This is a genomic window from Paenibacillus germinis, assembly GCF_013141785.1.
Taxonomy (GTDB): domain Bacteria; phylum Bacillota; class Bacilli; order Paenibacillales; family NBRC-103111; genus Paenibacillus_E; species Paenibacillus_E phytorum.
In genome coordinates, this window is record NZ_WHOC01000100.1 from 42,939 (window position 1) to 60,689 (window position 17,751).

The 17,751-nt window shown below is 42.5% G+C and carries 27 protein-coding genes; 25 read left to right on the forward strand and 2 right to left on the reverse strand.

Translation table 11 applies throughout. The features are described 5' to 3' along the window. Window positions 1–18: 18 nt before the first annotated feature. The 22 genes from rplF to salA all read left to right on the forward strand — a co-directional run bounded on the left by rplF (window position 19) and on the right by salA (window position 14,065). Complete coding sequence (rplF, locus tag GC102_RS20845; protein ID WP_047683181.1) at window positions 19–561, forward strand: 50S ribosomal protein L6; 543 nt, start codon at window positions 19–21, stop codon at window positions 559–561. Window positions 562–662: 101 nt separating this feature from the next. After that, window positions 663–1,031, forward strand: coding sequence for a 50S ribosomal protein L18 (rplR, locus tag GC102_RS20850; RefSeq protein WP_047683179.1), 369 nt, complete (start codon window positions 663–665; stop codon window positions 1,029–1,031). 28 nt (window positions 1,032–1,059) lie between these two features. Continuing rightward, the gene (rpsE, locus tag GC102_RS20855; protein WP_029196451.1) at window positions 1,060–1,557 is read left to right on the forward strand and encodes a 30S ribosomal protein S5; all 498 of its coding nucleotides are present in this window, start codon (window positions 1,060–1,062) and stop codon (window positions 1,555–1,557) included. Window positions 1,558–1,568: 11 nt separating this feature from the next. After that, window positions 1,569–1,757, forward strand: a complete 189-nt coding sequence (gene rpmD, locus GC102_RS20860; protein WP_029196450.1) for a 50S ribosomal protein L30 — start codon at window positions 1,569–1,571, stop codon at window positions 1,755–1,757. A 36-nt stretch (window positions 1,758–1,793) separates the two neighbouring features. Beyond that, window positions 1,794–2,234: a 50S ribosomal protein L15 gene (rplO, locus tag GC102_RS20865; protein ID WP_029196449.1), complete on the forward strand. Its 441-nt coding sequence runs from the start codon at window positions 1,794–1,796 to the stop codon at window positions 2,232–2,234. Then, window positions 2,234–3,538 (forward strand): preprotein translocase subunit SecY, encoded by a 1,305-nt coding sequence (gene secY, locus GC102_RS20870; protein WP_171691212.1) that lies wholly within the window; start codon window positions 2,234–2,236, stop codon window positions 3,536–3,538. The genes rplO and secY overlap by 1 nt, the downstream gene beginning before the upstream one ends. Window positions 3,539–3,623: 85 nt before the next feature. Continuing rightward, window positions 3,624–4,274 carry an adenylate kinase gene (locus GC102_RS20875; RefSeq protein ID WP_029196447.1) on the forward strand — a complete coding sequence of 217 codons (651 nt, stop codon included), beginning with the start codon at window positions 3,624–3,626 and terminating at the stop codon, window positions 4,272–4,274. Further along, entirely contained in the window at window positions 4,274–5,026 is a 753-nt protein-coding gene (gene map, locus GC102_RS20880) for a type I methionyl aminopeptidase (protein WP_171691213.1), read from the forward strand. Before GC102_RS20875 ends, map begins: the two co-directional genes overlap by 1 nt. A 10-nt stretch (window positions 5,027–5,036) precedes the next feature. Further along, entirely contained in the window at window positions 5,037–5,330 is a 294-nt protein-coding gene (locus GC102_RS20885; protein ID WP_171691214.1) for a KOW domain-containing RNA-binding protein, read from the forward strand. 16 nt (window positions 5,331–5,346) lie between these two features. Continuing rightward, on the forward strand, window positions 5,347–5,565 hold the full coding sequence (gene infA, locus GC102_RS20890; RefSeq protein ID WP_009676800.1) for a translation initiation factor IF-1: 219 nt from the start codon (window positions 5,347–5,349) through the stop codon (window positions 5,563–5,565). 107 nt (window positions 5,566–5,672) lie between these two features. Next, complete coding sequence (rpmJ, locus tag GC102_RS20895) at window positions 5,673–5,786, forward strand: 50S ribosomal protein L36 (RefSeq protein ID WP_003333770.1); 114 nt, start codon at window positions 5,673–5,675, stop codon at window positions 5,784–5,786. 19 nt (window positions 5,787–5,805) lie between these two features. Continuing rightward, a complete protein-coding gene (gene rpsM / locus GC102_RS20900) occupies window positions 5,806–6,174 on the forward strand; it encodes a 30S ribosomal protein S13 (RefSeq protein ID WP_028557471.1) in 369 nt (122 codons plus the stop codon). A gap of 18 nt (window positions 6,175–6,192) precedes the next feature. Then, window positions 6,193–6,588, forward strand: coding sequence for a 30S ribosomal protein S11 (gene rpsK / locus GC102_RS20905; RefSeq protein ID WP_028557470.1), 396 nt, complete (start codon window positions 6,193–6,195; stop codon window positions 6,586–6,588). Between the two features lie 126 nt (window positions 6,589–6,714). Then, complete coding sequence (locus GC102_RS20910; protein WP_028557469.1) at window positions 6,715–7,659, forward strand: DNA-directed RNA polymerase subunit alpha; 945 nt, start codon at window positions 6,715–6,717, stop codon at window positions 7,657–7,659. Between the two features lie 24 nt (window positions 7,660–7,683). Beyond that, complete coding sequence (gene rplQ / locus GC102_RS20915) at window positions 7,684–8,049, forward strand: 50S ribosomal protein L17 (protein WP_057304263.1); 366 nt, start codon at window positions 7,684–7,686, stop codon at window positions 8,047–8,049. A 137-nt stretch (window positions 8,050–8,186) separates the two neighbouring features. Next, on the forward strand, window positions 8,187–8,948 hold the full coding sequence (truA, locus tag GC102_RS20920) for a tRNA pseudouridine(38-40) synthase TruA (RefSeq protein WP_171691215.1): 762 nt from the start codon (window positions 8,187–8,189) through the stop codon (window positions 8,946–8,948). 172 nt (window positions 8,949–9,120) lie between these two features. Further along, complete coding sequence (gene rplM / locus GC102_RS20925; RefSeq protein WP_029196440.1) at window positions 9,121–9,558, forward strand: 50S ribosomal protein L13; 438 nt, start codon at window positions 9,121–9,123, stop codon at window positions 9,556–9,558. A gap of 18 nt (window positions 9,559–9,576) precedes the next feature. Further along, window positions 9,577–9,969 (forward strand): 30S ribosomal protein S9, encoded by a 393-nt coding sequence (gene rpsI, locus GC102_RS20930; protein WP_029196439.1) that lies wholly within the window; start codon window positions 9,577–9,579, stop codon window positions 9,967–9,969. A gap of 223 nt (window positions 9,970–10,192) precedes the next feature. Further along, window positions 10,193–10,885 (forward strand): phosphoadenylyl-sulfate reductase, encoded by a 693-nt coding sequence (locus GC102_RS20935; protein WP_171691216.1) that lies wholly within the window; start codon window positions 10,193–10,195, stop codon window positions 10,883–10,885. 31 nt (window positions 10,886–10,916) lie between these two features. Continuing rightward, window positions 10,917–12,089, forward strand: a complete 1,173-nt coding sequence (gene sat, locus GC102_RS20940) for a sulfate adenylyltransferase (protein ID WP_171691217.1) — start codon at window positions 10,917–10,919, stop codon at window positions 12,087–12,089. Between the two features lie 71 nt (window positions 12,090–12,160). Next, on the forward strand, window positions 12,161–12,916 hold the full coding sequence (cwlD, locus tag GC102_RS20945; protein WP_171691218.1) for an N-acetylmuramoyl-L-alanine amidase CwlD: 756 nt from the start codon (window positions 12,161–12,163) through the stop codon (window positions 12,914–12,916). A 60-nt stretch (window positions 12,917–12,976) separates the two neighbouring features. Continuing rightward, the gene (salA, locus tag GC102_RS20950) at window positions 12,977–14,065 is read left to right on the forward strand and encodes an iron-sulfur carrier protein/transcriptional regulator SalA (RefSeq protein WP_171691219.1); all 1,089 of its coding nucleotides are present in this window, start codon (window positions 12,977–12,979) and stop codon (window positions 14,063–14,065) included. Window positions 14,066–14,112: 47 nt separating this feature from the next. Here the strand turns inward: salA and gerD are convergent, their stop codons facing one another. Beyond that, window positions 14,113–14,904, reverse strand: coding sequence for a spore germination lipoprotein GerD (gerD, locus tag GC102_RS20955; RefSeq protein ID WP_171691220.1), 792 nt, complete (start codon window positions 14,902–14,904; stop codon window positions 14,113–14,115). A 138-nt stretch (window positions 14,905–15,042) separates the two neighbouring features. On the opposite strand from gerD, the gene GC102_RS20960 reads away from it, so the two are divergent. Then, window positions 15,043–15,639 carry a KinB-signaling pathway activation protein gene (locus GC102_RS20960; protein WP_171642890.1) on the forward strand — a complete coding sequence of 199 codons (597 nt, stop codon included), beginning with the start codon at window positions 15,043–15,045 and terminating at the stop codon, window positions 15,637–15,639. Between the two features lie 36 nt (window positions 15,640–15,675). Here GC102_RS20960 and pdaB read toward each other — a convergent pair whose 3' ends face one another. Further along, window positions 15,676–16,458: a polysaccharide deacetylase family sporulation protein PdaB gene (pdaB, locus tag GC102_RS20965; RefSeq protein ID WP_171691221.1), complete on the reverse strand. Its 783-nt coding sequence runs from the start codon at window positions 16,456–16,458 to the stop codon at window positions 15,676–15,678. A gap of 113 nt (window positions 16,459–16,571) precedes the next feature. Between pdaB and GC102_RS20970 the strand changes: the two genes are divergently transcribed. Together GC102_RS20970 and GC102_RS20975 are read left to right on the forward strand one after the other, a co-directional pair. Beyond that, entirely contained in the window at window positions 16,572–17,183 is a 612-nt protein-coding gene (locus tag GC102_RS20970; RefSeq protein WP_171691222.1) for a stage II sporulation protein M, read from the forward strand. 151 nt (window positions 17,184–17,334) lie between these two features. Next, window positions 17,335–17,565 carry a regulator of G-protein signaling domain-containing protein gene (locus GC102_RS20975; RefSeq protein ID WP_029196431.1) on the forward strand — a complete coding sequence of 77 codons (231 nt, stop codon included), beginning with the start codon at window positions 17,335–17,337 and terminating at the stop codon, window positions 17,563–17,565. Window positions 17,566–17,751 lie beyond the last annotated feature (186 nt).

The window sequence follows — 17,751 nt, forward strand, 5'->3', positions numbered from 1 at the left end:
TTGAATGGAGGTGCAAACATGTCTCGTATTGGTCGTAAGCCAATCACCATTCCAAGTGGTGTAAATGTAACACTAGACAATACTCAAATCACGGTTAAAGGCCCTAAAGGTTCTTTGTCCCGTGAACTTCATAAAGATATGAAAGTAAATGTTCTAGAGAACGAGATTTCCGTTGAGCGTCCTTCCGATAACAAACTCCACCGTTCCCTGCATGGTACAACACGTAGTGTTGTTGCCAACATGGTAAGTGGCGTAACGGAAGGTTTCACGAAATCTTTGGATCTAGTTGGCGTTGGTTACCGTGCTAACAAGAGCGGCGACAAATTAGTTCTCAACGTTGGGTACTCCCATCCAGTTGAAATCACTCCTGAAAACGGCATTGAGTTCGATGTTCCTACGAACACGAAAATCATCGTTAAAGGTATTGATAAAGAATTAGTAGGCGCTATGGCAGCTAAAGTTCGTTCCGTACGTGAGCCAGAGCCGTATAAAGGTAAAGGTATCAAGTATGAAGGCGAACGTATTCTTCGTAAAGAAGGTAAAGCTGGTAAGAAGAAATAAGATCGTTAGATCGCGGGTAATAGCTAAGAGTTTTCGAATGAAAACTTGCTACGTAAGCATAAGCCTCGCATCATAAGATGATGAAAGGAGTGTAAGTATAGATGATTACTAAAAGCGATAAAAATAAAGCTCGTTTGAAAAGACATCTTCGTGTTCGTAAGAAAATCGAAGGTACAACTGTTCGTCCGCGCTTAAACATATTCCGCTCTTCCAAACACATGTATGCTCAACTTATCGATGATACAACGGGTATTACAATCGTTGCTGCATCGACTCAAGATAAAGAACTGAAAAGTGAAATTGGTAATGGCGGTAACGTTGAAGCTGCTCGTAAAGTTGGCGCATTAATCGCTCAACGCGCAAAAGAAAAAGGTTTAGACAAAGTGGTATTTGACCGCGGTGGATACCTTTATCATGGACGTGTTCAAGCATTAGCTGACGCAGCTCGTGAAGCTGGACTTGAATTCTAGGAAAAACATATATAAGGAGGTAAAAGACTTGCGTGTAGATCCTAATACTTTAGAGCTAACAGAAAAAGTTGTTAATATTAATCGCGTAGCTAAAGTAGTAAAAGGCGGACGTCGTTTCAGCTTCAGCGCACTTGTTGTCGTTGGCGATGGCAATGGCTGGGTTGGCGCAGGAATCGGTAAAGCTTCCGAAGTTCCTGATGCAATCCGCAAAGGCATTGAAGATGCGAAAAAGAACTTGATTCATGTTCCTATCGTAGGCACTTCGATTCCTCACCTTGTAACAGGTAAGTTTGGTGCAGGACGCGTTCTGCTGAAACCAGCTTCCCAAGGTACAGGAGTTATCGCTGGAGGACCAGTTCGTGCAGTACTTGAACTTGCTGGTATCGGCGATATCTTGACAAAATCCCTTGGTTCATCGAACTCCATGAACATGGTTAACGCAACGCTTGAAGGCTTAAGCCGCTTGAAAAAAGCGGAAGAAGTTGCAAAGCTTCGCGGTAAAACAGTTCAAGAGCTATTAGGTTAGGAGGGGTAAACATGGCGAAACAATTACAAATTACCCTAAAACGCAGCCTGATTGGCCGCCCTGAAACACAACGCGTTACTGTGAAAACACTTGGTCTTCGCAAGATGCACCAAACTGTTCTTCATCAAGATAATGCTGCGATCAGAGGCATGGTTAATCAAGTGAGCCATTTGGTAGAAGTTAAAGAAATCGAAGCATAGTAGCAAGATATTAAGATCTAGAGGAGGTGTGCAACGATGAAGTTACATGAGCTAAGTTCTGCTACTGGTTCTCGTCACACTCGTAAACGTGTTGGCCGTGGTACAAGTAGCGGCATGGGTAAAACATCAACTCGCGGACATAAAGGTCAAAACGCACGTTCCGGTGGAGGCGTTCGTCCTGGATTCGAGGGTGGACAAAACCCGTTATACCGTCGTTTACCTAAACGTGGTTTCACGAATCGTTTCCGTACGGAATACGCAATCGTAAACCTTGAAGATTTGAACAATTTCGCAGCTGGTACCGAAGTTACTCCACAAGTATTAATGGAGACTGGTATTGTTAAAGCTCCTAAAGATGGTATCAAGATTTTAGGAAACGGTGAAATCACAGTAAAATTAACCGTTAAAGCGAATAAGTTCTCTCAATCAGCAATTGAGAAAATCCAAGCTGCCGGCGGTCAAACCGAGGTGATTTAATGTTTAATACCATAGCCAACATCTTCAAAGTAGAAGATTTACGCAGAAGAATTTTCTTTACGCTCATCTTGCTAATCGTCTACCGCTTAGGTGCCTTTATTCCGGTACCTAACATTAATACGGATGTTCTGAAACTTCAAGACCAAGCGAATCAGAGTGATGTCTTTGGTTTGCTTAACACGTTTTCTGGCGGTGCGCTCTTCCAATTTTCCCTCTTCGCGATGGGAATTACGCCTTACATCACGGCTTCTATCATTGTTCAGCTTTTGTCCATGGATGTAATTCCACGCTTTGCGCAATGGGCAAAAGAAGGCGATGTCGGAAGAAAGAAAATGACACAAGTTACTCGTTACGGTACGATTATTCTAGGTGTGATTCAAGCTTTTGGACTTTCAATTGGGTTTAACCGTTTGTATAGCGGACTCGTGATTGATCCAGGTGTCACAACCTTTGCTCTAATCGCTCTAGTATTGACTGCTGGTACAGCTTTCTTGATGTGGCTCGGTGAGCAAATCACGGAATATGGGATTGGAAACGGTATTTCCATTATCATCTTTGCTGGTATCGTCGCGGCGATTCCAACAAGCATCCAACAAATTTACAAAACACTTTTTGCGACCGAAGGAGCTTTGTTCCTGAATATCGTGAAACTGATCATTATTGCTTTGGTTGTTATACTGATTATTGCCGGGGTCATATTCGTGCAGCAAGGTATCCGTAAGATACCTGTACAATATGCGAAACGGGTAGTTGGTCGTAAAATGTATGGTGGTCAAACCACTCACATTCCTCTTAAAGTGAATGCGGCTGGTGTAATCCCTGTAATCTTTGCATTATCGTTATTGATGTTCCCTCCTACCATTGCAAGTTACTGGCGAGGTAATGTTGTTGCAGAATGGATAATTAACAATTTAAGTATTAACCAAACTGCACCACTAGCGATTGTACTTTACGTACTGCTGATTATTGGATTCACATACTTTTATACCTTCGTACAAATTAATCCAGTTCAAATGGCTGACCAGATGAAGAAAAATGGTGGCTACATACCAGGTATTAGACCCGGTAAGACAACATCGACTTATCTGACACGCGTAATGACTAGAATTACTCTTTCTGGAGCTTTGTTTCTCTCAGCGATCTCGATTCTTCCAATGTTATTTGGAGGACTTGCCGGTTTGCCTAGTTCGGTTCGGATTGGTGGTACATCTTTACTTATCGTAGTAGGCGTTGGTCTTGAGACGATGAAACAAATCGAGAGCCAATTGATTAAGCGTCATTACAAAGGGTTTATCAATAAATAGCTAATAGGTTCTGATGGGGCAATATCTGCGACATCGGCACCTATTGTGCTGTTCGTAATGCCGAGTGCGATGGGAGGTTTTAAATGTGAACGTAATTTTTATGGGGCCTCCTGGTGCAGGCAAAGGTACGCAAGCTGAAAAAATCGTTAACGAATTTCAAATTCCTCATATCTCGACTGGAGATGCTTTTCGCTTGGCGATGAGTCAAGGAACACCACTTGGTGTTGAGGCCAAAGGTTATGTGGATAAGGGACTTCTGGTTCCTGATGAAATAACGAACGGTATTGTGAGAGAGCGTCTTGCCCAACCGGATTGCGATAAAGGGTTTTTGCTTGACGGTTTCCCAAGAACTGTTGCTCAAGCAGATGCATTGTCTGAAATCGTAGATTCATTAGGTAAGAAGATTGAAGTAGTTATCAATCTTTCCGTTGATCGCAGTTTCTTGCTTGCAAGACTAACTGGCCGAAGAATTTGTAAATCCTGTGGTTCTACGTATCATGTAATCTTCAACCCACCAAAGCAAGAAGGCGTATGCGATAAATGTTCGGGTGAGTTGTACCAACGATCTGATGATACGGAAGAGAAAGTCGGAACGCGTTTGGATGAATACATCAATAAAACGGCTCCGCTGCTGGATTACTACCAAAAGAGGGAATTATTGCGTGAGGTTAACGGGGAACAAGACATTCATGCGGTAACCGAACAAATTAGCTCACTGCTACGAGGTCTAGCGTAATGATCATTTGTAAGTCCGAGGTTGAACTAGACCTAATGCGAGAAGCCGGTCGTATCGTAGCCGAAACGCACCGCTTATTGGCAAGGGCGATTCGTCCGAACATTACAACGAAAGAACTTGATCAGATCGCAGAGGAATTCATTCGCAGTCAGGGAGCGATTCCATCTTTTAAAGGCTACAACGGTTTTCCTGGAAGCATTTGTGCTTCAGTCAACGAAGAATTAGTTCATGGTATTCCTGGTCCAAGAAAGCTGACTGAGGGCGATATTATCAGTATAGATATTGGTGCTCAGTATAAAGGTTATCATGGAGATTCTGCTTGGACGTATCCTGTCGGTGAAATTTCTGAAACAGCTGCGCGTTTGTTAGCTGTGACAGAACAATCACTGTATCGAGGCATAGCAGAAGCTAAACCGGATGCTAGACTCTACACGTTGTCGCATGCAATCCAAACTTGTATTGAAGACGCAGGCTTCTCCGTGGTTATAGAGTATGTCGGTCACGGTATCGGAACGGATCTTCACGAAGAACCACAAATTCCGAATTATGGTGTACCTGACAAAGGTCCTCGTCTCAAACCAGGCATGGTCCTAGCCATTGAACCGATGGTGGTCGTTGGCGAAAGATTTGTCCAAACACTCGAAGACGATTGGACTGTAGTCACTGCGGATCGGACCCTATGTGCTCATTTTGAACATACGATTGCAATTACGGCAGCCGGTTATGAAATATTAACTTTGCCTAGATCGTAGGTGATGATGAATGGATAGCAAGATTCCGAAGGTGGGTCAAATCGTAAAGGTGCTTCGCGGTCGAGATCCCGGAGAATATGCGGTCGTAATTGGAATTGTCGATCATCGCTTTGTCTGGCTTGCCGACGGTGATAGTCGCAAATTCGATCAACCGAAGAAGAAGAACCTGAATCATCTTCAGTTACAAGAAACGATTAGCAGTGAAGTGGAGTCAAGCATTAGGGAAACAGGTCGTGTTACTAATGGAAAGTTGCGCTTCGCAATTGCCAAATTCGTTGAACTTATGCAAGATGAAGCACAATAGAGAAAGGAGAATGACTGTGGCCAAAGAAGATGTAATTGAAGTAGAAGGTACAGTGATTGAACCTCTTCCGAATGCAATGTTTAAGGTTGAATTGGAAAATGGTCATAAAATCCTAGCCCATGTATCCGGTAAGATCAGAATGCATTTTATCCGCATTTTGCCTGGAGATAAGGTTACCGTAGAATTATCGCCTTATGATTTAACGAGAGGCCGTATAACCTACCGTTTCAAATAAATGTTCGGCTTACATGTAAGTTACTCTCTCAAGGCGTATGCTTACGAAGCAAGTTTTCTAACAGAAAACGCAACATGGTTGCTTACGATGATAAGGAGGGCTTAAAAATGAAAGTTAGACCGTCAGTAAAACCGATTTGCGAAAAATGCAAAGTTATTCGCCGTAAAGGTAATGTAATGGTTATTTGTGAAAATCCTAAGCACAAACAAAAACAAGGTTAAAAGGAGGTGCAATCTGTAGATGGCACGTTTAGCTGGAGTTGACTTACCTCGTGACAAACGAGTTGTAATCGCGTTAACTTACATTTTCGGTATCGGCACTACAACTGCTCAGAAAATCATTGCTTCCACAGGTATCGACGCTAGTACTCGCGTTCGTGACTTGACTGAAGATGAAGTGAGCAAGATCCGTGATGTAATTGACAAAACCCTTAAAGTAGAAGGCGACCTTCGCCGCGAAATTTCCCTAAACATCAAACGTCTAATCGAAATCGGATCCTACCGTGGTCTTCGTCACCGCCGTGGTCTTCCTGTTCGTGGACAACGTACTAAAACTAATGCTCGTACACGTAAAGGTCCTCGTCGTACGGTAGCTAATAAGAAGAAATAATAAAGGGGGTTAGAGCTAATGGCAAAACCTAAAAAAGTCGTCCGTACGAAACGTCGTGACCGGAAAAATATTGAGAGCGGTGTAGCACACATCCGTTCAACATTTAACAATACGATCGTAACGATCACGGATCCGCATGGTAACGCAATTTCCTGGGCAAGTTCAGGAAACCTTGGATTCAAAGGTTCCCGTAAAAGTACTCCTTTTGCGGCGCAAATGGCAGCTGAAAAAGCAGCTAAAGCAGCTATGGAGCATGGTTTGAAAACTGTTGAAGTTATGGTTAAAGGTCCAGGAGCTGGCCGCGAAGCAGCAATTCGTTCTTTGCAAGCAGCAGGTCTTGAAGTAAACCTGATTAAAGACGTGACTCCGGTTCCTCATAATGGCTGCCGTCCTCCAAAACGTCGTCGCGTATAATTCAGGATCACTTTGTAGTATAATTATCCCAAAATCGTGAATAATGGTTTGAAGGATAGGAATACTATGAAATTTTCAGGCGAAGTATCCAGAGGGAAACGACGTATTGAATGGAGGGTACATTTCATGATCGAAATCGAAAAGCCAAAAATAGAAACCGTAGCATTAAGTGAAGATGGCGCTTATGGTAGATTTATCATCGAGCCGTTGGAGCGTGGCTATGGTACAACCTTAGGTAACTCACTACGTCGTATCTTACTGTCCTCTTTACCGGGGGCAGCAGTAACCTCTGTCCAAATCGATGGCGTTTTACATGAGTTTTCGACGATTCCTGGCGTGCTTGAGGATGTAACGGAAATTATCCTCAACTTGAAAGGCCTATCGTTGAAAATTCACTCCGATGAGGAGAAAGTGCTTGAAATTGATGCAGAAGGGGAAGGTAATATTACTGCGGCAGATATTCGTGGTGATAGTGATGTGGAGATTCTTAACCCGGATCTGCATATCGCTACCTTATCTCCAGATGCGCGTCTTCATATGAGGATTCATGCGGGCAGAGGTCGCGGTTACGTCCAATCGGACAAAAATAAGCATGAAGAACAACCAATTGGTGTGATTCCAATTGATTCGATCTACACGCCTATTACCCGAGTAAACTATGCTATTGAGAATACTCGCGTCGGCCAAGTGACTAACTATGATAAGTTGACCCTCGAAGTGTGGACCGATGGAAGTATTAGACCAGAAGAAGCAGTGAGCTTGGGTGCCAAAATCTTAACAGAACATTTGAACTTGTTCGTCGGTTTGACGGATGAAGCGAAAGATGCTGAGATTATGGTAGAGAAAGAAGAAGATAAGAAAGAGAAAGTTCTGGAGATGACTATTGAAGAACTTGATCTATCTGTTCGTTCTTACAACTGTCTCAAGCGTGCAGGGATTAACACCGTACAAGAGCTGATTACCAAAACAGAAGAAGACATGATGAAAGTTCGGAACTTAGGCCGCAAATCACTTGAAGAAGTTCAAGAGAAGCTCGAAGAGCTGGGTTTAGGACTACGTACTGAGGAATAATCTTGTCAGAAGGAGGTTAATTCAATGAACTACAGAAAGTTGAACCGCGATTCCAGTAATCGTAAAGCATTATTCCGTGATCTGGTTACAGATCTGTTCATACATGAACGCATCCAAACTACAGAAGCAAAAGCAAAAGAAATTCGTTCCATCGCTGAGAAGTTAATTACTCTTGCGAAGCGCGGAGATCTTCACGCACGCCGTCAGGTTGCTGCTTTTGTTCGTAGAGAAGCTGCAAACGAGAATCAAGATGCGATTCAAAAACTGTTCTCCGATTTGGCTACTCGTTACTCCGAGCGTCCAGGTGGATACACTCGTATCCTTAAACTGGGACCACGCCGCGGTGACGCAGCACCAATGGTTTACCTAGAGCTAGTAGATCGCGCATAAAGACGGATGGGAAAGGGTGGACGGAATCATAGATTCTGGTGAAGCCCTTTTTTTGCAGTCTTAGCACGCTCTCTAGAAGTGAATTTAGCTAAGGCTAATCACTTAGATAGGAAGGATGACTCATGGAGGAACAAGCCTTGAGAAATCTACGCTTTACCATAAGTTATGATGGGACTGCTTATTCAGGTTTTCAGATTCAGCCCAAAGCAGACACGATTCAGTTCCGTTTAGAGCAGGCTGTTTTCATGTTGACTGGTGAGAAGGTGAAAGTCATCTCATCTGGGCGTACAGATGCCGGTGTACACGCGAAAGCACAAGTTATTAATTTCAGCACGAATTCAAAGATTCCAGTGGAACGTTGGTGTTTAGCTCTAAATGCTAGACTACCCAGAGATATCGTCGCACATACCGCGGAAGAAGTCCTTCCTTCCTTTCATTCTCGCAAAGCCGCGAAACGTAAAACTTACTGCTTTTCAATTCGCTCGGCGCGCTTCCCTGATGTCTTTCACCGCAACTATGAATACCATCATCCTACGCATTTGAATGTGGAAGCCATGAGAGAGGCGCTCCCTTGCTTGTTAGGTGAGCATGATTTTACTTCGTTTTGCACGGTGAGAACAGATAAGGAAGTAAAGGTGAGAACCCTCTACGAGGTTCGTCTGGAAACGGAAGCTGACGAGTTATCTACGACGGGGAAAATTGCCCGAATCCGATTAATCGTAACAGGCAATGGTTTCCTTTATAACATGGTTAGGATTATCGCAGGAACGCTAATTCAGATTGGTGAAGGCAAGAGACCCAGCAGCGATATGCAGCAGATTCTTGAAGCTAGAGACCGATCTCAAGCAGGTCCTACGGCCGAAGCTATGGGTTTAACGTTATGGAGAGTCGACTATTAAAATGCTTAAAACACTACTTGCTTCTTATCGATGTTTCGTGTAAAATATAACTTGGCGTTTCGTGATCGGCTACCCCACAGCCCCTGATCACAAATGGCCGTCAACCATCCATCATTTATGTAAATTAACAATAATAATTATGTATTGAGATATATTTTTAGGAGGATTAAGCATGCGCACCACATATATGGCTAAGCCAAATGAAGTAGAGCGTAAATGGTACATTGTTGACGCTGCAGGCCAAACACTTGGCCGTCTTGCAAGTGAAGTTGCTAGCATTATCCGCGGTAAGCACAAACCGGAGTTCACTCCACACGTAGATACTGGCGATTTCGTTGTTGTTATCAATGCTTCCCAAATTAAGCTAACAGGTAAGAAAATGCAAAACAAAATGTACTACCGTCACTCTTTATACCAAGGTGGTTTAAAAGTGACTTCTGCTCAGGATTTGCTGAACAGCAAGCCTGATCGCATGATCGAATTTGCCGTACACGGTATGCTTCCAAAGAACCGTCTTGGCGATAGCTTGAAAACTAAGCTTAAAGTCTACGGTGGAGCAGAGCACCCGCACCAAGCACAACTACCAGAAGTCTGGAATCTTCGCGGTTAATATAAGGAGGAACGTTTCGTGGCACAAGTTCAATATTATGGAACGGGTCGTCGTAAACACTCGGTAGCGCGCGTGCGCTTAGTACCGGGTGAAGGACGCATCATTATCAATAAACGTGATCTAGATGAGTATTTCGGTCTAGAAACGTTGAAACTAATCGTTAAACAACCATTGACATTAACTGAGACTGTCGGTAAATACGATGTTCTAGTTCTTGCAAATGGTGGTGGAATCAGCGGACAAGCTGGAGCAATTCGTCATGGGATCTCCCGTGCATTGCTAAAAGCTGATCCGGAATACCGTGGATCCCTGAAAAAAGCAGGTTTCTTAACACGTGATTCCCGTATGAAAGAGCGTAAAAAATATGGATTGAAAGCCGCTCGTCGCGCTCCTCAATTCTCCAAACGTTAAGATTTTGCGCCTTTGGCGCTCAAGAGGGACCTTTCCTGCATTATGCTGGAAAGGTTTTTTCTTTTTGTACATAAAGAGATGTCTTGAGCCAACCAACAACATGAATTTAACGAAGTTAATACCAAAATGATAAAAAGTAATTGACACAAAGAAGAACTCAGCTATAATTAAATATAAATCATACAATAACAGTCGGGATTATAAATTTTAGGAGGTATTTAATATGAATCTCTTTGAAAAAGAAGCTTTTGTAACGAAAGCATCTGAAGAATTCGAAAATCAATCACCAGAAGCAATATTGAAACTTGCCGTTGACACATTCTCAAGCCTAACGCTTGCTTGCAGTTTTGGTGCAGAAGATGTTGTGCTTGTTGATATGCTGCAAAAAATTAATCCGAATGTAGATATTTTTTACTTGGATACAAACGTTCATTTCGCTGAAACCTATGAAACAAGAGATCGCCTAGAACAGCATTATGGTACTAAATTCGTTCAGGTATTGCCAAAGCTTACACTTGATGAACAAGCTGAGAAATTTGGCGATGAGCTATGGAAAAACGATGCTAACCAATGCTGTAACATCCGAAAAGTAGATCCATTAACGGATATCCTTAAAAATTATGATGCTTGGATCACAGGAATTCGCCGCGACCAAGCACCTACTCGCGCAAATGCTAAAAAAGTGGAGTACGATGTTAAATTTGGTTTAATTAAATTCAATCCACTAGCAAGCTGGACATCCGAAGATGTATGGAATTACATTCGCGAGAATAATGTAATCTATAACCCGCTGCATGACCGTAATTACCCTAGCATCGGCTGCACGCACTGCACACGCCAAGTAGCAGAAGGAGAAGATCCACGTGCAGGCCGTTGGTCAAATATCGAGAAAACGGAATGCGGACTTCATAAATAAGAATAGTGATAATCATGGAGGTACTACGTATATGACAACGATCAAATCGCATGGCGGCGAATTAATCAATCGCTTGGTTCCGGCAGAGCAAAGAGAAGAGCTGATCAAACGCGCAGCATCGTTGAAACAAATTCGTGTAAATTCATGGACCATTTCTGACCTTGATCTTATTGCAGTAGGTGCGTTTTCCCCGCTGACTGGTTTTCTTGATGAAGCTAATTACAATTCTGTTGTAGAAACTATGCGTCTTACTGACGGAACGGTTTGGAGCATTCCAGTTACGTTGTCCATCGCTCCAGAAGTAGCTGCTTCTATTACAGTCGGTGAGCAGGTTGCACTTGTCGATGAAGAAGATGACATTACTTATGCTATTCTAGACACGACAAGCATCTACAAAGTTGATCAAGTGAATGAAGCATTTAAAGTTTTCAAAACCAATAATATGGCACACCCAGGCGTAGATAAATTGTACTCCCGCTCTTCTACAAATATTGGTGGATCTATTCAACTGCTTAACCGTCCTAAGCCGAAGAAATTTGAAGAGTTCTACTTTGATCCTTCAGAAACCCGCCGTATTTTTGCTGAGAAGGGCTGGAAAACGGTTGTGGGCTTCCAAACACGTAATCCAGTTCACCGTGCGCATGAATATATCCAGAAATCAGCTATGGAAATTGTGGATGGACTTTTCCTCAATCCGCTTGTTGGCGAGACGAAATCCGATGACATCCCCGCTGATGTTCGTATGAAGAGCTACCTTGTCCTGCTCGAGAACTACTATCCGAAGGATCGAACTTTCTTAGGTGTATACCCGGCTGCTATGCGTTACGCAGGACCTCGTGAGGCGATTCTACACGCAATTGTGCGTAGAAACTATGGATGTACTCATTTCATCGTAGGACGCGATCACGCGGGTGTTGGCGACTATTACGGCACGTATGAAGCACAAGAGATTTTTAGTGATTTTACGGCAGAAGAAATTGGGATTACTCCGCTATTCTTTGAGCACAGCTTCTTCTGTACGAAATGTGGCAATATGGCATCTAGTAAAACTTGTCCGCATGATAAGTCCCACCATATGCATCTCTCCGGCACCAAGGTTCGTGGATTGCTTAGAGACGGTCAATGCCCTCCTCCAGAGTTCACACGTCCTGAGGTTGCTCAGGTTCTTATAGAAGGTCTAAGAGACCCTGAATATCAAGTTTAAGCAAGGTATATTTGTCCACCCTGTCCCATATAGATGTTACAGAGTCTATGGGGAACAGAGGTGGATTTTTTATGCGCAAAAGGAAGAAGAGGCTGGTCGTTTGGCTGACTTTTAACAGTAGTCTTAAGCTTGTTCTCTCGACCTTGCTGGTCGCACTTGTTGTCTTCATCTATGCCTATGAGCTGCCGGCAACGAAGACGTGGTCGGATTGGAATTTACCTTTGTCAGGTAAAACAATTGCTCTGGATGCAGGCCATGGTGGCCCTGATGGTGGAGCTTCTAGTAAGGAAGGAGTTGTTGAGAAAGATATCAATTTAGCGATCACACTTCATCTTCGTGATTATTTGCAGCAGGCGGGTGCGCTAGTTATTATGACAAGGGAAACGGATACCGATTTGGCTGAACCCAGCACGAAGGGATATAGTAAAAGAAAGACGCAAGATCTCCACAACCGTGCCGATCTCATCGATGAGAATAAGGCAGATTTGTTTCTCAGTGTCCACTTAAACAGCATACCTTCCCAGAAATGGAGAGGCGCACAAACGTTCTATTACCCAAATAATCCAAATAACCCTAATTTAGCTGCACTCATTCAGTTGGAATTAAAGAAAAACTTAGAGAATACCGATCGTGTTGCCAAGCCGGCGGACAAGACCGTTTACTTATTAAAAACGCTGAAAATTCCGAGTGCTCTCGTAGAAGTGGGTTTCCTTTCAAATCCAGAAGAAGCAAGATTGCTTGCAAGTGAGAAATATCAGAAGATGGTGGCTGCATCTGTTTATCAAGGTATCTTAAGATATTATGCTGGGGAAAAAGTGGGTTCCTAATCAAAATGTGTTATAATTAAGGCCACAATTATAATGTCCGAATAAAGGTGTGGTGTGGCTATGATAAACAAAGACCAACTATTAGAAGCGTTACAACCTCTTGTGGAACCTCATTACAATAAAAGCGTTGTGGATCTTAATTTAGTTAGAGATGTGATGTTTAAAGAAGATAACGTGTCTTTAAGCTTAATTGTCACGACCGAGGATGAGGCTTTCAAAGAAAAAGCGAAGGTTTATATTCAGCAAACTTTAGAAAAATTGGGTGTAGCACAAGTACATATTCGTTTCAGACTCATGACAGATTATGAGCGTAATCAGATTAAAGATACGGTTCAACCGGTCGCAGAGAAACCAACCCAACCCATCCAACCACCGATTGAACAACCCATATTGGGAGAAGCCTCTACAGTTGAGTTTATAGCTGTTGCAAGTGGCAAAGGTGGTGTGGGTAAATCAACTGTAACTGTTAATTTAGCCGTTGCCTTGGCCCGCCAAGGGAAAAAGGTAGGAATCATTGATGCTGATATATACGGTTTCAGTATCCCTGATATGATGGGCATTGAAGAACAGCCGAAGCTTGTCGATAATGTCATTATGCCAGTTGAGAAATTTGGTGTAAAAGTAATCTCTATGGGCTTCTTTGTTCAAGATAATGCGCCTGTTGTTTGGCGTGGTCCTATGCTAGGGAAAATGCTTCGCAATTTCTTCAATGAAGTCAATTGGGGAGATGTTGAATACATCCTTCTGGATCTTCCGCCGGGAACGGGAGATGTAGCGCTAGACGTGCATCAGCTTATCCCGCAAAGTAAAGAAGTGATCGTAACAACACCGCATGCCACAGCAGCTTTCGTAGCCGCTAGAGCTGGAGCGATGGCCATTCAAACAAACCATGAAATTCTTGGTATTGTGGAGAACATGTCCTATTATGAATGCAAAGATGGCAGCATAGATTACGTATTCGGTAAGGGTGGTGGAGCTAAACTAGCGGAAGATTTGCATAGTGAATTATTAGCGCAAATTCCACTTGGAGCTCCCGACAATCATGTCTCGGAAATCGACTATTCACCGTCTGTCTACAAAGCAGACTCAAAAGCTGGACAAATCTATTTGGATATGGCTACAAATATCATTTCCAAATTGGGAAAATAATAGAAAGGGCATACGGAGAAATCCGCATGCCCTTTTTACTTTCATATTTAAGAATCCGAAGCGCTGGAGTCATCCTTTTTCTTTTCGCTATCTTGCTTTTGGTCTCCCGAATCACTTTTCTGATCTTTCTTTTTGTCTCCTCCACTATCACCGCCGCTATCTCCTTTGCCACCACTGTCTCCTTTATTTTGAGCACTCTTAGCCGTAGGCATCTGATCGGGCTTACTTTGTTGGGCAATGGCTGCCTTAAGAAGGTCAACCATATGTGCGCGGAATAAAGGACTTTGGATGGATTCTTCCATAACCGTCATCATTTGCTGGCGATAGGCTGCTGTTTTCATTACATCTAGCATCATCTTTTCATATTCTGGGTTTTTCATTACATCAACGAGTGATTTTTGATATTCTGGGTCCTTTAAAAGCTCTTTGAACATCTGTTTGGTTTCTTTTTGAATAGCCTTAGCAAAATCGCCGGCAAATTTAGGGTCTTTCATCATATCGGTGAGGAACATGTTATTCTCTTTTGCTGTGAGAACATCCTTCACTGCCATCTGTAATTGCAAAGATTCATTTGCAGACAATAGCTTGATTTGAGATTGACCGGCTACACCATTGGCACCCACATCACCATTCATTATGCTGCGGTTAGCCGCACTGATTGCTTTCTTCCCATCCTCTGACTTCAGAATATCAAGAATCATGGTCTTTTGCTCTTTATACGTATTAGCTTGAGATTGACCCTGACCTTTTGATGAACTATCTGATCCACACGAAGCGAGAAGTAAGGCGATAGAAATGAGTGGTAGGACTTGCAGCTTCCTGAACTTAGTTGTTAACATAAAAGCATGCTCCCTTCCCTAGCTTAATAGTTGTTAGTATGTGTGGTTCGGGGTAGATTATAAGGGCCATTCATTGGCTTTTTATCGTAAACGTTGGTACAATTAACAATTAGAGTTGAAGTATGGGGGTAATTGATCTTGACGCTACGGAAGTGGTTTCACTTATTTTGGACAACATTGTTATTAGGAATGATTGTATCTATAGGGATTGGACTCATCTTACAATATTCCGACAAAGAATTTTCGGTTATGGGGTTATCGGCAGTAGGTTTTAATGTGTTAAATATGTTGCTTGGTGGTGCCACGATAAGCGTGCTGAGCCAAATGGGCTTTTTTGCTTATCTGATTGTCAGATTCATTGCTGCGGGTATTATTCGCTCCAAGACGGTATGGGATCTTTTACAATTGGCTGTCGTTATTGTTGTCCTATTTGATCTCGTATATCTGAGGATGACTAATTTTGAGGGCACAGAATCCGTCTTGAGCTACTCAATTTTACCTGCTATCATATTGGTAATTTCCATTGCAGTTGCGTATTGGAAGGTAAAGATGACGAATCGGAACGCTTTTATCCCGACATTGTTCTTTATGTGCGCTGTATCCGTCCTTGAAGCCGTACCTGCATTAAAACTAGATAACGCAGCATCAAGTCTGTTTATGTTGGCTCCGTTGCTTGTTTGCAATGCATGGCAAATTTTGATTCTACATAAAATATTGGATAACAAAAAGAGCTAATCTAATTAGCTCTTTTTTGAATCTGAGCATAGCTCATTAATTGATTTGTTTCATTGCCTGATCTTCAACTGGTTTCGTCTCTACCTGGGTTTGCTTGATTAGCTCACTTACCGTAACGAATTCGTAACCTTTAGCTCTTAACTGCTCAATGATAACTGGTAAGGCCTCATGTGTCTGCTGAGAGGAATCGCTAGCGTGCAGTAACACAATATCTCCTGGATGCGCTTTGGATACTACACGGTTAATGATTGTATCCACACCTTTGTTTAACCAGTCTTGAGAATCGGTATCCCATTGGATAACCGAATAACCTAAATCATCCGCAATTCGAAGCACCCGTTTGTCGAAGTCCCCATTGGGAAGGCGGATTAGGTTCGGCTCTTTTCCGATCAATTCCGTTAAAATACCATGTGCTGTAGTAATTTGTTTGCGTATTTCTTCATCGCTTAGCGTACTATAATTATCATGTTTGTTGCCATGGCTGCCAATTTCGAAACCGTCCTTCTTGATATGCTCTACAATCTCTGGGTGGCTCTTGCTCCACGGAGAGGATAAGAAGAAGGTGGCATCCTTCACACCTTTTTCCTTAAGAATGTTCAAAATAGGTTCAGCACGCTTCTCTCCCCATGAAATATCAAAGGTTAGGGCAATAACCTTTCTTTCGGTCTGCACGCTATAAATAGCGGAGGGCTCTGCATTGGAAAAGACGGATACATTACTTTGTTCGGAATAAACAATAGCGGCAGCGAAGACGATGGCAAGCGCGATAAACACATATTGTTTAAACTTACGAGCATTTACAACGAAAAAGTAGTTCATGGATAGCTTGTACCTCCTCTAAGCCTTACATACAGGCAAGGCTTGTATACTCTTTAGTAAATAATGTATGCTCGTACACAGTACTTATGCTTCCGAAATTGGAGGGAACGAAAATGAAATTCCGACAACTGTTCCAACATTTTAAAGAAATGAAACATTACTTCATCGTCGTCGTTTTAGTTTTTGGGTTTAGTTTATATTTAGGTTGGGCTAATTCAGATCAGTTTTCTAACTTCTTAGAAGGGCAGATGAAGGGGCTCAAATCTTTAAGTCAATCTCTAAGCGGTAAGGATAATCCCCAATTATGGTTTTTTATTTTCATCTTTTTAAATAATGCGATAAAGTCTGTGGTCATTATCTTTCTTGGCCTATTACTAGGTATTCTGCCACTCTTTATGTTGATCGCTAACGGGATGATACTCGGATATGTACTTTCCTTACAAACGCATGAAAGCACATTGTCCGTCGTTCTGAAGGGGATTCTTCCGCATGGTATTATTGAAATTCCGGTCATATTAATTTCCTGTGCATATGGGCTTAAATTAGGTTTATTGGTCTGGAAATCCGGAGCACAGCTCTTTGTACCTGATAAAGACAAAACCGCACGTGCGGAGCTGGTTAGAATACTCCATTTAACAAAGCCGTTAATCGTATCCATTGTTGTGCTTTTGCTCGTCGCGGCAATTATTGAAAGCACACTTACATACTGGTTGGTTCATCTGTAAAATATTTTCAGAACTTCTGTCATAAAAATGGCAAAATCTGAGCATAACAGTAAAACGGTAAGGAGAGCGGGCCGAATAAGGGTCGGCTCTTCTTTCAATCAAACTGTAAGTGCCATAAATCTCTACAGTCGAGAGGGGTTTGGATGGATGTATGCTCGGATTTTTGTTCAATGATCGGGAATGCAGAGAGTTGGATTATGTACTTCGCAAAGAATTAGATGAAATGTTGTTCGATCTCAATGACAAAAGAATTGATCAAGAGATTAAAGGGGCCATAGAATCCAGATATAAAGTGATATTCCGGATGTATGCTCGGATAGCGACGCCAAAGGAAATATCGAAGTATGCAAGAAATCGTAACTATCAAGCTCAAAAAAAATAGGGGGTAGGTGCTTGACTTACCCTCTCATCCTATGGTATTTTATTACTCGCCCCTTCGAAAAGAAGGACAAGAAGTTGATTGAAGAAGATGGCTCTCATAAATTCTTCGAAAAAATACTTGCAATCTTCTAGGTCGATGTGGTATATTAAAAAAGTCGCCGCTAAACGGATGGCGAAGAAATAAGAA

Bases quoted from the DNA above. Each gene is read 5' to 3' on its own strand.
- rplF (WP_047683181.1), top strand. From the start codon at position 19: ATGTCTCGTATTGGTCGTAAGCCAATCACCATTCCAAGTGGTGTAAAT.
- rplR (WP_047683179.1), top strand. From the start codon at position 663: ATGATTACTAAAAGCGATAAAAATAAAGCTCGTTTGAAAAGACATCTT.
- rpmD (WP_029196450.1), top strand. From the start codon at position 1,569: ATGGCGAAACAATTACAAATTACCCTAAAACGCAGCCTGATTGGCCGC.
- rplO (WP_029196449.1), top strand. From the start codon at position 1,794: ATGAAGTTACATGAGCTAAGTTCTGCTACTGGTTCTCGTCACACTCGT.
- secY (WP_171691212.1), top strand. From the start codon at position 2,234: ATGTTTAATACCATAGCCAACATCTTCAAAGTAGAAGATTTACGCAGA.
- map (WP_171691213.1), top strand. From the start codon at position 4,274: ATGATCATTTGTAAGTCCGAGGTTGAACTAGACCTAATGCGAGAAGCC.
- GC102_RS20885 (WP_171691214.1), top strand. From the start codon at position 5,037: ATGGATAGCAAGATTCCGAAGGTGGGTCAAATCGTAAAGGTGCTTCGC.
- rpmJ (WP_003333770.1), top strand. From the start codon at position 5,673: ATGAAAGTTAGACCGTCAGTAAAACCGATTTGCGAAAAATGCAAAGTT.
- rpsM (WP_028557471.1), top strand. From the start codon at position 5,806: ATGGCACGTTTAGCTGGAGTTGACTTACCTCGTGACAAACGAGTTGTA.
- rpsK (WP_028557470.1), top strand. From the start codon at position 6,193: ATGGCAAAACCTAAAAAAGTCGTCCGTACGAAACGTCGTGACCGGAAA.
- GC102_RS20910 (WP_028557469.1), top strand. From the start codon at position 6,715: ATGATCGAAATCGAAAAGCCAAAAATAGAAACCGTAGCATTAAGTGAA.
- rplQ (WP_057304263.1), top strand. From the start codon at position 7,684: ATGAACTACAGAAAGTTGAACCGCGATTCCAGTAATCGTAAAGCATTA.
- rplM (WP_029196440.1), top strand. From the start codon at position 9,121: ATGCGCACCACATATATGGCTAAGCCAAATGAAGTAGAGCGTAAATGG.
- GC102_RS20935 (WP_171691216.1), top strand. From the start codon at position 10,193: ATGAATCTCTTTGAAAAAGAAGCTTTTGTAACGAAAGCATCTGAAGAA.
- sat (WP_171691217.1), top strand. From the start codon at position 10,917: ATGACAACGATCAAATCGCATGGCGGCGAATTAATCAATCGCTTGGTT.
- cwlD (WP_171691218.1), top strand. From the start codon at position 12,161: ATGCGCAAAAGGAAGAAGAGGCTGGTCGTTTGGCTGACTTTTAACAGT.
- salA (WP_171691219.1), top strand. From the start codon at position 12,977: ATGATAAACAAAGACCAACTATTAGAAGCGTTACAACCTCTTGTGGAA.
- gerD (WP_171691220.1), bottom strand. From the start codon at position 14,904: ATGTTAACAACTAAGTTCAGGAAGCTGCAAGTCCTACCACTCATTTCT.
- pdaB (WP_171691221.1), bottom strand. From the start codon at position 16,458: ATGAACTACTTTTTCGTTGTAAATGCTCGTAAGTTTAAACAATATGTG.
- GC102_RS20970 (WP_171691222.1), top strand. From the start codon at position 16,572: ATGAAATTCCGACAACTGTTCCAACATTTTAAAGAAATGAAACATTAC.
- GC102_RS20975 (WP_029196431.1), top strand. From the start codon at position 17,335: ATGCTCGGATTTTTGTTCAATGATCGGGAATGCAGAGAGTTGGATTAT.